The sequence below is a fragment of the Thiocapsa marina 5811 genome (assembly GCF_000223985.1).
Lineage (GTDB): Bacteria > Pseudomonadota > Gammaproteobacteria > Chromatiales > Chromatiaceae > Thiocapsa > Thiocapsa marina.
Map to the genome: position 1 here is coordinate 162,031 of NZ_AFWV01000002.1, position 14,812 is coordinate 176,842.

At 61.5% G+C, this 14,812-nt stretch carries 6 protein-coding genes; 1 reads left to right on the forward strand and 5 read right to left on the reverse strand.

Annotated features, from left to right (window positions below; all coding sequences use genetic code 11):
• Positions 1 to 1,242: 1,242 nt before the first annotated feature.
• The 4 genes from THIMADRAFT_RS03145 to THIMADRAFT_RS03165 form a co-directional block, all read right to left on the reverse strand.
• A complete protein-coding gene (locus THIMADRAFT_RS03145; RefSeq protein ID WP_007191511.1) occupies positions 1,243 to 2,415 on the reverse strand; it encodes an ABC transporter permease in 1,173 nt (390 codons plus the stop codon).
• A gap of 24 nt (positions 2,416 to 2,439) precedes the next feature.
• Entirely contained in the window at positions 2,440 to 3,150 is a 711-nt protein-coding gene (locus THIMADRAFT_RS03150; protein WP_007191512.1) for an ABC transporter ATP-binding protein, read from the reverse strand.
• Complete coding sequence (locus THIMADRAFT_RS24370; protein WP_007191513.1) at positions 3,147 to 4,907, reverse strand: PAS domain-containing protein; 1,761 nt, start codon at positions 4,905 to 4,907, stop codon at positions 3,147 to 3,149. The genes THIMADRAFT_RS03150 and THIMADRAFT_RS24370 overlap by 4 nt, the downstream gene beginning before the upstream one ends.
• A gap of 97 nt (positions 4,908 to 5,004) precedes the next feature.
• On the reverse strand, positions 5,005 to 6,381 hold the full coding sequence (locus THIMADRAFT_RS03165; RefSeq protein ID WP_040729473.1) for a TolC family protein: 1,377 nt from the start codon (positions 6,379 to 6,381) through the stop codon (positions 5,005 to 5,007).
• Positions 6,382 to 7,249: 868 nt separating this feature from the next.
• Between THIMADRAFT_RS03165 and THIMADRAFT_RS24375 the strand changes: the two genes are divergently transcribed.
• Positions 7,250 to 13,966: a PAS domain S-box protein gene (locus tag THIMADRAFT_RS24375; protein ID WP_007191517.1), complete on the forward strand. Its 6,717-nt coding sequence runs from the start codon at positions 7,250 to 7,252 to the stop codon at positions 13,964 to 13,966.
• Here THIMADRAFT_RS24375 and THIMADRAFT_RS03175 read toward each other — a convergent pair.
• Positions 13,955 to 14,782 (reverse strand): SDR family NAD(P)-dependent oxidoreductase, encoded by an 828-nt coding sequence (locus THIMADRAFT_RS03175; protein ID WP_007191518.1) that lies wholly within the window; start codon positions 14,780 to 14,782, stop codon positions 13,955 to 13,957. The genes THIMADRAFT_RS24375 and THIMADRAFT_RS03175 overlap by 12 nt on opposite strands.
• Positions 14,783 to 14,812 lie beyond the last annotated feature (30 nt).

Consider the following 14,812-nt stretch of genomic DNA (forward strand, 5'->3'; position numbering starts at 1 on the left):
ATCGCCTTGCCTCATAACGTGTATGGAAAAGCAACTTTTCGATGCGTCTTTGCCATAAACCAGTTTGCCGTTGTTGGCAACCCCAAGACATTGATCGACATTTATCGAAACAGTGTCCATTTTATTCATAAACTTTGACTTGCATTCTAATGTTACACCACCACTCCCAGCCCCGTGCGTCTGGCAATCATAGCAACTGTGCATGAGGCCGGCGTGTTGATTCCAGGTACAACGGCTAGGAACAGTCGGCTCCCCTGGATCATCAGCGCTTGCCCAATCAACAACCAAGAAACCGAGGGCGAGGACCCCGAGCAGACCGTATGTTTTCATCGAAAATAACTCCTATAGCAATTCGTTGGAGAGCTGCCGGTTGGCGACCCTTGGTGACCAGGCGTCAAGCCTGATGGCGGCGGGTCCGGTTTCATGGTGCGTCTGCTGAGATGCGGTTCCGGCGCGTTGCGCGTTGACTACCCGCTGGATCTTTGTGTTGTAAGGGGGCAAAGGTTCGACAGTATTTTAATATGATCATAAAAACACCGTGCAGCTTGCAGTGTTTTCCCGGAAATGGAGTCAATATGTGAAATGCAGAACACTATCAGGGCTGGAGAAGGATCTCCAACCCTGCTATTTTATGCACCTCCTGAACTCGTTCATAGCGTTTCCTCTGCACTTCGGAGGCCATTGATGATGGTCTTGGTCACATTTGCGAAAACTGACTTTTAACTCGAAACAACAATGGGGTACATCCCCTTTATGCTTTTTCCATTCTTCTTTATTGTAACAGATATCAGGCAACTCGGTGGTCAACTCGCCCTCGGCAGGTGGAATTAACAAGCTCCAGCCATCATCGGCTGAACAGTATGTGCTCGGCAAAAGCAGCATCGCGAGGGTGAGAAGAGGTGCATACAGGAGGTGCGTTCTTGTTCTCATGATCTTCTCCTTGTGAGATTTGGAAGGCCGGAGCATAAGTCAAATATCGACTCCATGTCCATGACATTTTTCTTCAAAGTTTATACTGCGTTGATTGCCTAAGCCTTAGTTGGAGCGCTCGCCATTACGACTGTTCGATTGCAGTGGCTCACTTAAGAAAAAGTCGACCACGCAATGATCATCGTCAATGGCGACCCGCCCCAAAAGAAAAAATCTATTGGTAAGCAGAACACACAAAAACCAATTCTCCTGAGGCCCGATCAAGGCATCCAGCGACCTCAATCGGCATGAACTGGCGATCGATCATTTCTCCTATGAACGCAGCGCAATGATGGGATCAACCTTCGAGGCTTGGATGGCGGGATAGAAGCCAAAGAAGACGCCAATGGCGGCGGAGACCCCAAAACCGAGCAGCAGCACGGGCAGGGTGACAAAGAACCCCCAGCCGGCGAAGTAGGCGACGACCCAAGCGGCCAAGGCCCCTAGCACCAGCCCGAGCAGACCGCCGATCAGGGCCAAGATGACGGCCTCGATCAGGAACTGCCGACGCACATCGCGCCGGCGCGCGCCGATGGCCAGGCGCACGCCGATTTCGCGCCGGCGTTCGGTCACGGACACCAGCATGATATTCATCACGCCGACACCGCCGACCACCAGCGAGATACTCCCGATGGCGCCCAGCATCAGCGTGAGCAGTCGCAACTGCTGCTGCATTTGCGCGATCATCTGCTCGGGGCTGCTGAATTCCGCGTCGAGGCCTGGGAAGTGTTGCGCGAACCATTGCCCGGCTTGCTCGATACTGGCTTGATGCGCCAGCCCGGGCTTGATGCGCGCGGCAAGGGAATCGATTTCGCCGCCGTCTAGGCGACTGAGGGCGCCGATGGGGATGATCAAGGAGTGATTGACATCGGTCCCGCCGAACAGATCCTCCGGTGCACGCTCGAGGAGACCAATCACGCTGTAGATCCGGCCATCGATCGCCAAGGTGCTGCCGGGCGCCAACAACTGCCCGGCGTCAGCATAGGCATTAGCCACCTGCTGTCCGACCACGGCAAAGCGCTGGTAATGATCGAAAGGCGAGATGAAGCGCCCAGCGGCCAGCTCCAGACGGTACAGCGCCTGCATATTGGCGGTGCTGCCGAGCTGAGTGAAAAACTGTTCCTGACCGCCTAGTTCAAACCACACACCCGCCTCGATGCTGGGAGTGACGACTGCGAACCAGGGGGCCAGGCCTTGCTCGACCTGTGCCAGGTCGCTCACCCCCAGGCCCTGATCCGGCTCGGGGGCGCGCAGTCGGATGCTGATCAGGTCGGTGCCCATGTCCTCGAAGCGCTTGAGGGTTTCGTGACGCACCATGCCGCCGATGCTGAGCATGGCCACCACCGAGCCGGTGCCGATGATGATGCCAATGAGCGCCAATATCGAGCGTTGTTTGGTGGCCAGCAGGTTACGCATGGCTTCGAGAATATTGGCCCAGATGCTCATCAGAATCGGATCGCGGTGCGTCACTCAAGCGGCGAGCGCGTCATGCTCGACCAGCAGACCGTCGCGCATGCGCAGCAGCCGCGCGCATTGGGCGGCGATGCCGGGGTCATGGGTGATGATGATGACGGTGGTGCCCTGCTCGCGGTGAAGGCGCAGAAACATCTCCATGATCTCCTGCCCCACCCGGCTATCGAGCGCGCCTGTGGGCTCGTCGGCCAGGATCAGGCTCGGCTCCCCGACCAGTGCTCGGGCCACGGCCACCCGCTGTTGTTGTCCACCGGACAGCTCATTCGGCCGATGATGGTCGCGATCGCCCATGCCGACGGCATCGAGCATCGCGCGGGCTCGCGCCAAGGCCTCGCGCCTTGGCAGACCGCGATATTGCAATGGCAGGGCGACATTGTCGCGTGCATTCAAGCGCGGCAGCAGATTGAACTGCTGAAAGACGAAGCCGATGCGCTCGTTGCGCAAGCGCGCCAGGCTGGGCTCATCGAGCTGGCCGATGTCCTCACCGGCGATGCGATAGCGGCCCGCGCTCGGGCGGTCAAGCAAGCCTAGGATATTCATTAGCGTGGATTTGCCAGAGCCCGAGGTCCCCATGACCGCGAGCAACTCCCCGGCGGCCACCTCAAAGCTGATCCCTTTGAGAATCTCGAGTCGAGCCGGACCGATCTGAAACTCCTTGCGGATACCTTCCAGCTCCAGCAGCCTGTTCTGCGATAAGGACGTATTCATGGCGAGAGCAGAATCTCCATGCCAGGCTCAAGGCCTTCGAGCACGCGCACGCTGTCGATGTCGGTCAGCCCCAGGGTCACGGGCGCCCAGGATGCCACGCCATCTCGGCGAACCCGCACGCGCGGCCCATCCGGGCCCTGGTCGACGGCGCCGATGGGTATCATCAGGGCCTCGGGCTCGTCTTCAACGATGATGTCCGTCTGCGCGGTCATGCCGACGCGCACCTCTGCGCGTGCCTCGACGGAAAGGTCGCGGACTTCCACCAAGAGGTCGAAGGTGGGAGCGGCCCGGCCTTGCTCGGGATTGGCCTGCGCCGAGACCCACGCCACCTGACCCTCGAGACGCCGACCGGGGAAGGCCTCGCCAGTCACCACCGCCGCCAACCCTGGTTGCAGGTGGGTGATCTCGAGCTCATCAACCGCCGCGCGTACCGCGAGCCCCGTCATGTCGCCGATCGCCAGAACCGCGACGCCCTCCTTGACCTGGGCGCCGACGTTGAAACCGCCCTCGCTGCTCGACTCCTTGCTGTCGTTCGGCGCCATCACCACGCCATCCACAGGCGCCACCACCTGGGTTAGAGCCAGTTTGCGCTCCCATTCGCGCATCTGAAACTCGGCGTTCTCGAGCTTCAGCCGCGCCACCGTGACCTTGTCCGCACTGCCCTTCTCCTGGGTGCTGGCCAGTTCCTCCTGCGACTGCGTGACTTCCATGCGCGCCGCGGCGATCTGCTCTTCCAACGCCTCCAGCTCGGAGGCCGCGACGATGCCCAGTTCCAGCAAACGCCGAGTCTCTTTGGCCTTGTGCTCGAGGGTAAGCAGGCTGGATTCAGCGCGCGTCACGCCGCGACGGGCACGATGCATCTCGGTGCTTTGCTCCCAGTTCTCCAGGTGCTCGAGTTCCTCGATCAAGCCTAGATAATTGGACCTCGCATCGCGGTATTGCACCCGCGCGGGCTCTGCGGCAATCGTGAACAGCAGATCCCCAGCGGCAACGGATTGACCAAATTCAACAAAACGCTCGGCGATGGTGCCATCGAGCGCCGCCATCAGGTTGAGCATTTCGATCGGCTCGAGCTGGCCGACGAGTTTCAGGCTCACCTGCTGCCGGGTTGGCTCGAGCCGCAACACCCGATCCTCGCTTCGTGCCAGTCCTGCCGCATCCGCGACCGACGCGCCTGGCGCGACATGGTGATGGCCGAGGTTCCAGGTATAAAGACCAATGCCAACGAACACCAGCATCACGAAGCCCGTCGCCAGCGAGCGCACCAGGGTGATCTGACGCGTGAGTGCCATCAGTTCCTGGTTGCGGCTCTCAAGCGTGCTGTAGGACTCACTGAGCGCGCGATTGCTCTCGGTCAGCTCGGCATTGAGCGCCCGATCCTGTTCACGCAGCGCTTCAAGCTCGGTGATGTCGTTAAGCAGCGCGACCACGCCCAGGCGTCGACCTTGGCGATCGCGCAGGAGCGAAGTGGTCAGCGCGATGGCCCGATCCGCGGTCTTTTCTCGTCGCAACCAGAACACCCGATTCTGCACAGTATTGGCTTGATAGGCGGCATCCAGCACCGCCTGAACCAATTCATCGAGCGACTCATCGGCTACGAAAACAGCCGCGAAGGGCTGCCCGATCACCACATCGGAACGAACCTCGAGCAGGCGCTCGAGCGCTGGATTGACTGCCATCACCGTGCCGTTGTCATCCAGCACGATGACGCCATCGCGAAGAGAATGGAGAATCCATTCGGGTACAACCGCGTCCATGATTAGGATGACTCGCCTGCTCGCATCGTGCTAAAACTGTTTCGTTTAAGTTGATTGGTTCAACACACCGCGCCCATCAGGCGTCTCTCAGCAACCTTCAGGGGCCGGCAGGAATGGGAAGATCGGCGATTTCGATGCGCCAGGTCTCGAGCGTGGTCCCCAAGGTTTCGTCAAGCGAAGTCAAGGCATTGAGATAGCTGACAATCGAATTCAGCTCGGCATTTTGCGCATTGACCAGATCGTTCTGAAACTGCACAACCTGGAAGTTGGTTGAACGGCCCAGGTTCAGTTTCTCGCGCTCAACGGCGAGCTGCTGCTCTTGGAGTTCGCGTGAGCGCCGGGACAAATCCACCTGCCGGCGTTGGATCTCTATGTCGCGCATGGCATTGAGAATCTCGCGCCCGATGCGCTCGCGCAACTCAGTCAAGGAATTCTCCGCCTGACGTCGCTGAACTTCCGCACTCACCCGTCGTTCCCGCTGCGATCGATCAAACAGGGGCACGATCAGATCGATGCCGACCGACCAGCCTTCGCCGATTGGCTGTCTCGGCAGCGGATCGATCCAGCGCTCTGAGCGACTGGTGATGCCTCGACTGGCGGTGAGATTCAGCGTCCATTCACTATCGTTCTCGGCCAGTCGCAGCTCGAGTTTGCTGTTGTCCAGCGCTAGCCGTGCCTGAAGATAGTCTGGCCGTTGCTCGAGAGCGATAGCAAGGAGCCGGCCGTAATCCAGCTCGACATCGACAACCTCAATGGGCTCGGTTGGGTGAATACGGATGTTGCTGTCTAGATTCAGCAGGCCAATCAGAGTCAGGCGGGTCTGATCAAGACTGTTTTCACTGCTGGCCAGCGCCACCTCGCGACTGGCCACGTCGGCTTCGGCCTGGATTAGGTCCTGTCTGGCCATGCGCCCAGCAGCGATCTGCTCGCGGTTGGTCTGGACCAGTTGGCGGGCGCGCTCGAGCGCACGACGCTCGATCTCGAGCTGCCCCCGGGCTAGCATCAGACTCCGATAGGTGCGGATCACTTCCCCGATGGTACTTGACAATGTGCTGCGCAGACCCTGCCGTGAGGATTCATAGCGACTGCGCGCCAGCTCAACGGAAATGCGATTGATTGAGACACCACCGCCCTTGAGCAACGGTTGCGTCACCGACACGCCAAGATCCGCACTGCCGCTTTCGTCAAGCATATTGCCCCGAGAGCCCTGCGCATTCCAGGTGAAGCGGAAGTCAGCACCCGTTGGCGCCTTCCAAATCAGTTGCGGCTGCAAGGTAAAGGAATCCTGCATGCTCGCGTCCTTGTTTGGGGCCCGCGTTCGGGAACGGTTCACTCCCATGTTGATCTCGCCTTTGGGCACGAACTTCCCTTCACTCACCCATAGCTCATATTTATCGAGCACCCCGCCGAGATAAGCATTGCGCAGGCCGATATTATTGCGCACTGCCAGCAGCACTGCCTCCGGCAGCGTCATGGGAATCGCTCCGGTCACGGGGCCGGATGTCTCGAGTGTAACAGCTCCCTGATCGCTCTCTGCGCAAAAACCAACCATTGTCAAAATCATCAGGATTACACCAATCACCAGCCACATTGAGTTCCGTGCCAGTCGCGCGCGATCCATTTTGCAATGATCCATAACGCAGATTATGCTTATTAAATTTTTCTAACTCATGCGCGGTGTTCAGGAGCATTTGCAGGTGATCATTACTCTTTTCCAAGATTTCCAAAAAAATCCCGAAAAAGAATCCGCTCTCGGTTCGGATGCCTCATCATGTCCTCCTTACAAAAACTTTCCTATAAATTTACTAGCAAAGCCGGTAATCAAACCAGCCTGCTCATTTTCATTTTGTTCATTTTATATCGTGGCGGGCTAGTGTTAAATTAAAAACGATAAGCGAGCTTGAACTGCTATACAGTACTAGCGGCCGGGAGACCGAGGACATGGCGGACCCCAAGCGCCAGCAGGCGTTCGATCAGGTCGTCTCCGACGCCTTTCGGTGCGCTCATCACTCAGCCCTCGCTTTGCAGCCAACGTTTCTAAGTCTAACCCCTCGGTGCGGTCGAGGACTTGCGCAATCTCTCCTTTTTCGCAGATCGCGCCCGCGTCTCGAGTCAGCCCATGCGCCAAAGGTTTCCAGGCAGCCGCCGCGTCGAAACGCGCTGGCCAGCTGACCGACCCGCGCCGTGCTCGTAGCCGTTGTCGCTTTGGCCAAGACTGCGTTCTGGCCAGCAATCATCGTTGCAGGCAGGTGCAAGGCTCCCTTAGGTTATAGGCACCGGGTCATCGGTGGTCCTTCCGACGGCCAGCCGAGGTTTGGCGATCAACAGTTGAGACGAGCCCGATGAACCATTCCCGCGATCCAAGTGCGCCGCTCGAACACCCCACACTCGGCCAACTCGCTCGGCTCGAGCCGGCGTGTGTCACCGAGTCGACGTCGCTGCGGGAAGTGCTCGAGCTGATGGCTGAGCAGCGGCTGAGCTCTGTGGTCGTGGTGCGCGACCGTTTGCCGGTCGGCATCTTTACCGAACGCGACGCGCTCGAGGTCGTTCTCGCTGGAAAGGATGCAGCGCACGAGTCGGTCACTAAGCGCATGACGCTCGATCCCGTGACCTGCTCTGCGGATCAGCCCTACATCGAGGGCTACCGATTGATGGAACAGCAGGGCATTCGGCATCTGGTGCTGGTTGACGGCAAAGGCGACCTGGCCGTGATGGTGACTGAAACGGACTTCGTTGCAGCGATGGATGAGGTCGACTTCCTGCGCCCGAGGCGCGTGGACGAGGTCATGGTGCGGACACCGGTCACAGTCGCCCCGGACGAGCCGGTCGCGAGCGCGCTCGCGCAGATGCTCGAACGGGGGATCAGCTCGGTCGTCGTTGTCCTCGACGGAAAGCCGCTTGGCTTGTTGACCGAGCGTGATGCTTGCGCGCTGTACGACCGGTATCCGGACCTCGGCCAAGTGGCCGTCGAGGCGGTCATGAGCGCACCGGCCATCGGCATTCAGCCCGACGCCTTGCTGCACGACGCGAGCACGAAAATGCGCGCTGCCACGGTCAGGCGTCTGGTGGTTGTCGATGCCGAGGGGCGTCTGGTCGGGTTTCTCAGTCGGCGCGATCTGGTCAAGGATCTGCGCAGTCTCTACGAAGACTTGCTCCGTGACCTGGCGCATCACCAGGCTCGAGAACTCAGCCGATTGCGCCGTGAGCTCCACCGCGATTTCGTGCTCGATGCCCTGCTCCAACAGGAGAATGCGCTCGGCGTCGTGGCAGCGGACGCCAAGGCCCAAATACGTTTCATCAACCGTGCGGCTCGCCGTTTCGCGGGTTTGGCGGAGCAAGCACCGATCGCGGCGCCGATCGACACCCTCGCGGGGGTTCTCCGGATGCTGGGCGGCGACGGAACGGCTATGGCGCGTCGGGTGGCCGCCCTTGTCCCCGGCGAGACCTGGCGGTGCGAGCACCTGCGCAACCGCGAGGGCCATCTCGCCCTACAGTGCGAGATCTTTGCGGTGGCCACTGCCACCAACCGCATTGCCGGCTACCTGCTCATCATCCACGACATCACCGAGCGTGACGAGAGCGAGCGGCGCTTTGCCAAGATCTTTGCGAGCACGCCCTCGGCAGTCGTCATCACGCGACTCTCTGACGGCGTGATCCTCGAGGCCAACACGAGCTTCTTTCGGCTCTCGGGTTACCCGGTCGAAGAGGTCCTCGGGCGATCGAGCGCGACGTTGAATGGCTGGGTGAGCCGTGAGGATCGGGGACGTTATCTCGGCGAGATCCAAGCAGGGCGCACCGTGCAGGGCTTGCGCACCCGCTTCCGTTGCAAGGACGGCACGATCCTCAATGCAGCCGTCAACGGCGAGCCGATCGAGCTGCACGGCGAGCCCTGTGCGCTCTCCGTGATGACCGACGTCACGGCGGAGTACCGGTATCTGCGTCAGATCGAGCGGCAGCACGAGCTCTTCGCGCACGTCTTCGAGTCGGTTCCCGATGCCTTTGTAATCAGTAATCCCGAAGGCCGCGTTCTTATGGCCAATCGCGCGGTCGAGCGCGTCTTCGGCATCGCGCAGGCGGACCTGATCGGGCGTGACGACGGCGTTCTCTACGCCGTGCAGGAGGATCGCGAACGTCTCGCGCGCGAACGCCTCGATCCCGACACCAGGGTCTTTCGCGCCCCCTACAGGTTGCGCTACCGACGTGCCGATGGCGAAACCTTCGAGGGCGAGAGCGTTGGCACGGTGATGCGTGATCCGCGCGGACAGCCGATCGGCTCCCTGGCCATCATTCGGGATGTCTCCGAGCGTGAGGCTGCGCGCCAAGCGCTGGCACGCAGTGAACAGCGCCTGCAAGATCTGGTCGATCTGCTGGCGGATTGGTTCTGGGAGATCGATTGCGAAGCCAACTTCACTGAGGTCTCCAATCGCGTACTGAACGTTCTCGGCTACGATCCCGGGTGGCTCATCGGCAAGACCCCGTTTGACATCATGCCGGTCGAGGAGGCTCGACGGGCGCGCACCATTTTCGAGACGACTGCAGCGCAAGGTCAGGACGTTCAGTGCCTCGAGTTGGTGCACCTCAATCGGTCCGGTCAGCCTCGGATCATGCAGACCAGTGCCACCCCTGTGCGCGACGACGATGGGCGCTTGCTCGGTTACCGCGGTACCAGCCGAGATGTGACCGAAGCGCGCCGGGCAACCGAGGCGCTCGCGGCGAGCCAGGCGCAGCTGCAGGCCATCTTCGACAATGCCAACGTCGGCATCATGCTGCTGACCGGCTATCGGATCCTGAGCCGCTGCAATCAGCGTCTGGCCGATATTCTCGGCTACCCCGATCCGGCCGCGATGGCCGGGTTGAGCATGCGCACCCTGCATCTGAGCGAAGAGTGCTTCATCAACTTCGGCCGCGAGCACTATGCACGTCTGCGCGACAACGAGCAGTTGCATATCGAGGTTCAGCTGCGCCGCCAAGATGGCTCGTCCGTCTGGTGCTTGCTCTCTGGCAAGGCGCTGGATACCGCGCACCCGGCGGACCTGAACCGGGGTGTTACTTGGACCGTTGACGATATCAGCGACCTCAAACGCAAGGAGCAAGAGCTCGAGCGGCTCAACGCGCATTTGGAGCAGGATCAAGCGCTGTTCACCCAAGGGCCAGCGCTGGTGTTCCGCTGGCGCGCCGAGCCGGGTTGGCCGGTGGAGTACTGCTCGCCCACGGTCGAATCGGTGCTTGGGATACCGGCGCAAGCGCTTCTTGCCGGCGACCCTCCGTTCGCTGAGCTGATCCATCCCGACGACCGCAAGCGTGTGGCCGCGGAGATCGAGGCACATGTGCAGGCCGGGCGGGACGGCTACGAGCAAACCTATCGATTACAGACCAGCGACGGACAACAGCGGCACTTCTATGACTACACCCGCGTTCTGCGGAATGCCGAAGGTACCCTGATCGGCTATCACGGTTATCTGGTCGATATTACCGAGCAACGCCGCCATGCGCTCGAGCTGCGGGCGCTGCTTGACGCGCTGCCTGATCCCATCTTCTTTAAAGACCCTGACGGCCGCTATCTGGAGTGCAACGAGGCCACTGTGCGGATCATCGGGCGTCCGCGCGAGCGCATCCTCGGTGCCACCGACAAGCAGCTATTTGCTGATCCGTTGGCAGAGAGGCTCCGCCGTTGTGATCAGCTCGCGCTCGAGCAAGGTGAATGCCGTCGCGAGGAGTGGTTCAGTTTGCCCGACGGCACCCGCCGGCTGCTCGATATCCGCAAGCAGCCCTTCACGCGCGCTGGCGATCAGGCAGCGGGCGTGCTAGCGATCAGCCATGACATCACGACCCAGCATCTGCAGGCACGGATGCTCGAGCGCGCTCAACGGCTCGCCCGAATCGGCAGTAGCCGCCTCGATCTGCAGACCGGGACTTCGGTCTGGTCGGCAGAGCTCTACGCCATCCTTGGCTTGGACCCGCATCATTGTGTCCCGGGCATGGAGACCTTGTTGGCGCATGTCGAACCCCGGGACCGCGAGCGAGTTACGCGGGTGCTCGTCGATCTCGAGTCGGTGCGCAGCGGACAGGCGGAGCTGGAGTTCTGCATCCGGCGCGCAGACGACGGGTCGCGACGTTGGCTGCACAGCCGCCGCGAGCTTGTGGACGATGATCAGGGTGCTCCGGTATTCGTCGAGAGCGTCGTGCAGGACATCACCGACCGCCGCGAGGGACTCGAGCGTCTCGAGAAGAGCGAGTGGTTGCTTAAAGAGTCCCAGCAGGTCGCCCACTTGGGCAGTTGGTCACTGGATATCGCAACCGGTGCAGTGACCTGGTCCGAGGAGGTCTATCGCATCTTCGAGCGCGACCCGCAGACCTTCGACACGACCTTCGAGAGCTACTTGGCCGCTGTCCATCCGGATGACCGCGCGGAGGTGCAACGCCTCTATCGGCAGTCTGTCGAGCGGCGCGAGACGCTCGATATTCTGCATCGCATCGCCCTGCCCGGCGGCGGGCTCAAATGGGCGGAAGTGCGCGGTCGCACGGAGTACGCCGCCGATGGCCAACCGCAGCGCTCCATCGGCACGGTGATCGACATCACCGAACAGCAACAAGCCCGTTTGGCGCTGAACGCGAGCGAAGCGCGCTATCGTGATCTGTTTGAATCGGCCGGGCAGCCGATGCTCTTGATCGGGGCCGACGGTGCGATCCTGCAGGTCAATCGCACCGCTGCTGAGTTGCTCGGCTATGCGGACCCGCAGGCCCTCGTCGGCGCGCTGATCCAATCGCTCTCGCCGATTCGACAGCCGGATGGTCAGTCATCAACCGCCAAAGCGGGGCCGCTGTTGCGCGAGGCGCTGGAGCAAGGGCTTGTGCGCTTCGAGTGGGATCACAGCGATGTCCACGGGCAAACCATTGCTGTGGATGTCTCCATCGCGCGTGTTTCCATCCAGGACCAAACCTGTCTGTTGGCGAGCTGGTACGACCTGCGTGACCGACGCAGGGCCGCTGAGCTCGAGCAGCGGGCCACGATGGTGTTCGCGAATACCGTCGAGGGCATCATGATCACTGATGCGGACAATCGCATCGTCGCCGTCAATCCGGCATTCAGCACGATTACGGGCTATGCGGAAGAAGAGGTGATCGGACGGTTGCCGAGCTTGCTGCAATCAGGACGTCACGATGCAGCCTTCTATCGGGATATGTGGAAGCGCTTGAGCGAGACCGGTCACTGGCAGGGCGAGATCTGGAATCGGCACAAGAACGGCGACGTCTACCCTGAATGGTTGGCCTTGAGTCTGATCCGCGACGAGACAGGCAAGGTACAAAAATATTTTGCGGTGTTCAGCGAGATCAGTGAACACTACCGCAATCAGGAACGGATCGAAGCGCTGACCTATTATGATCAGCTCACCGGGCTGCCGAATCAGAAAATGCTGCGCCTACGACTCGAACAGGCTCTGCTGTCGGCGATGGCCGCCGGTGAATCGCTGATGGTCCTGAGCTTGAAGCTGCACGAGTTCAAGCACGTGATCGCGAGCTTCGGACACACGGCCGCCGATGCGGCCCTCGTCGCTTGCGCCGAGCGTCTGCGTAAGGTCTTGCCGACGGATGCGATCCTCGCCCGTCCAGGCGGTGACAACTTCATTGTGGCGCAGCAATGCGGTGAGGATATGGACGCGGCGAGCAAGCAAGCGACAGCCCTCCAAAATGCCCTGCGCGAGGAAGCCCGGGTGGCCGGCATCGGTGCGTTCGGGATGTCGAGCTGTGTTGGCATCAGCCTCGCCCCGACCGATGCCGAGGACGCCGACGTCCTGGTGCGCTATGCCGGCGTTGCGCTGGAGATGGCGAGGCAGACGGGGCCGGGGTCGGTCACTTTCTACCAACCCGAGATGGCTGCGGCGGCCAAGCGGCGTGTCGAGCTGGAGCATGCACTGCGCAAGGCCCTCGCCGAGGACGCCTTCGAGCTTTACTACCAGCCGAAGCTCGACCTGCGCTCGGGGCAGATGTGCGGTGCCGAAGCGCTCATCCGGTGGCGTCAAGCGGACGGCACGGTGGTCTTGCCGGCCGAATTCATGCCTGTGGTCGAAACGACTGACCTCGTGCATCAGGTCGGGCGTTGGGTGATCGAGAGTGCCGCGAAGGCCATCGCCGATTGGCGCGGGCAAGGACTGTCGCCCGGGTCGGTGAGTGTCAATATCTCGAGTGCCACACTGAGCGCGGGCCTGCTGGCGTCGGCCTTGGAGGATGCCATCGATGCGAACGGGATCGACCCAAGGCGACTGGAAGTCGAGGTGTTGGAGAACATCATGCTGCAGGACCCCACGCAAGCCAAGGCCGAGCTGCTGCGAGCTCGCCAGCTTGGCGTGCGCATCGCGCTCGACGATTTTGGGACCGGATACTCGAGTCTCAGATACCTGAAGCAATTTCCATTCGACACGATCAAGATCGATCGCTGCTTCATCATGGATCTGAAGCCGAGCTCGGACGACACGGCCATTGTTCGCTCGACCCTATCCATGGCCCAACAGCTGGGGCTCGAAGTGGTTGCGGAGGGCGTCAGCAGCGACGATCAGCTCCGGCTATTGCAGTCGCTAGGTTGTGAGAAGGCGCAAGGCTACCTGATCGCGCGGCCAATGCCGGCGACCGCCTTCACGGACCTGCTGCGCGATCCACAGTCGCTGTTGGATCCAAATCTGGCAACCCTGATCGGTCGGGCCGTGCTGTTGGTCGGCGCTGACACCGAGCCGAGCCGGCGGCTCGCCTCCGATCTGGCGTCCGGGCCTTATCGCGTACTCCGAACGCCGGATGCCGATGAGGCGTCGCGCCTGCTTGCCGGCAACGCGGTTGCGATGATCATTGTCGATGGCGTCGGCCTCGGCGATGCTGCTCTGGATCTGCTTGAGCGGCTCCGCCAAACGACGCCGCAGATACCACGTGTCCTGTTTTATGAGCGTGCGAAATCCGAGATGCTGCTCGCGGCGATCAACCGCGGACAAGTGACCTACTGTCTCGATACTGCCTACCAGCAAGACGACCTCAGGGCGCTGTTTCGGCTTGGCGGCGCGTCAATGGCTTGAAGTCGAATCCAGAACTGCGTCGATCTGGCGCACCAACTCCGCGCACTTGTGTGCGTCCAACGCATCGGCATGCGGCGCAGCGAAGCGACCCTTGTCGTTATCGAAATAGAGGCCGGAGGCGCCCGCGAACTCTTCCGAGAGCGCGGCGCGGACCAGGATCTCGGCACCAATCCGGATATCCGCGCCGGCAACGCCGAAACCGTCCTTCACCATCTTGGTTCCGAGCATGGAGCCCGGATTGACGGCGATGACGGCCGGGCCTGCGCCACCGAGCGACGGGTCGAGCGAGAGCGCCAGGGCACGCGACCACATGGTCAGCGCCAGCTTGCTCTGCGCGTAGGCGGCGAAGTCGTCCGCCAGCGCGACGCGCCCGGCCAGCGCCTCGGGGTCGACCGGCGACTGGGCCGCGGAGGACAGGTTCACGACGCGCCCGTCGGGGCCGAGCACCGGCAGCAGTCGTTGCGTGAGCAGGTAGGGGGCGAGGGTATTGACCGCGAAGCGCACGTCGAGGCCGTCGCGCGTTCTGGTCTTGGGGGTCTTGAAGATTCCGGCGTTGTTGATCAGCACGTCGAGCCTCGGGTGCTCCGCCGCCAGGGTTTCCGCGAGTGCGGCCACCTCCGCCAGGTTGGAGAGGTCGGCGATGTAGCCGTCGATTCGAGTGTCGTCGGCGTGCGCTGCGACGCTGGCTTGGGCCTGCTCGAGCTTCTGCGGATTGCGCCCGTGCAGCAGGACGCGATGACCCTCGGCGGCGAGTCGCTGGGCCGCCGCGAGGCCGATGCCGTCGGTAGAGCCGGTGATGAAGATGGTCTTGGGCATGGGGGGGTGCTCCGTCGGTCGGCGGTGTCT

Coding starts and splice junctions, on each gene's coding strand:
- THIMADRAFT_RS24375 (WP_007191517.1), top strand. CDS start 7,250: ATGAACCATTCCCGCGATCCAAGTGCGCCGCTCGAACACCCCACACTC.
- THIMADRAFT_RS03150 (WP_007191512.1), bottom strand. CDS start 3,150: ATGAATACGTCCTTATCGCAGAACAGGCTGCTGGAGCTGGAAGGTATC.
- THIMADRAFT_RS03175 (WP_007191518.1), bottom strand. CDS start 14,782: ATGCCCAAGACCATCTTCATCACCGGCTCTACCGACGGCATCGGCCTC.
- THIMADRAFT_RS03145 (WP_007191511.1), bottom strand. CDS start 2,415: ATGAGCATCTGGGCCAATATTCTCGAAGCCATGCGTAACCTGCTGGCC.
- THIMADRAFT_RS03165 (WP_040729473.1), bottom strand. CDS start 6,381: ATGACGCTGCCGGAGGCAGTGCTGCTGGCAGTGCGCAATAATATCGGC.
- THIMADRAFT_RS24370 (WP_007191513.1), bottom strand. CDS start 4,907: ATGGACGCGGTTGTACCCGAATGGATTCTCCATTCTCTTCGCGATGGC.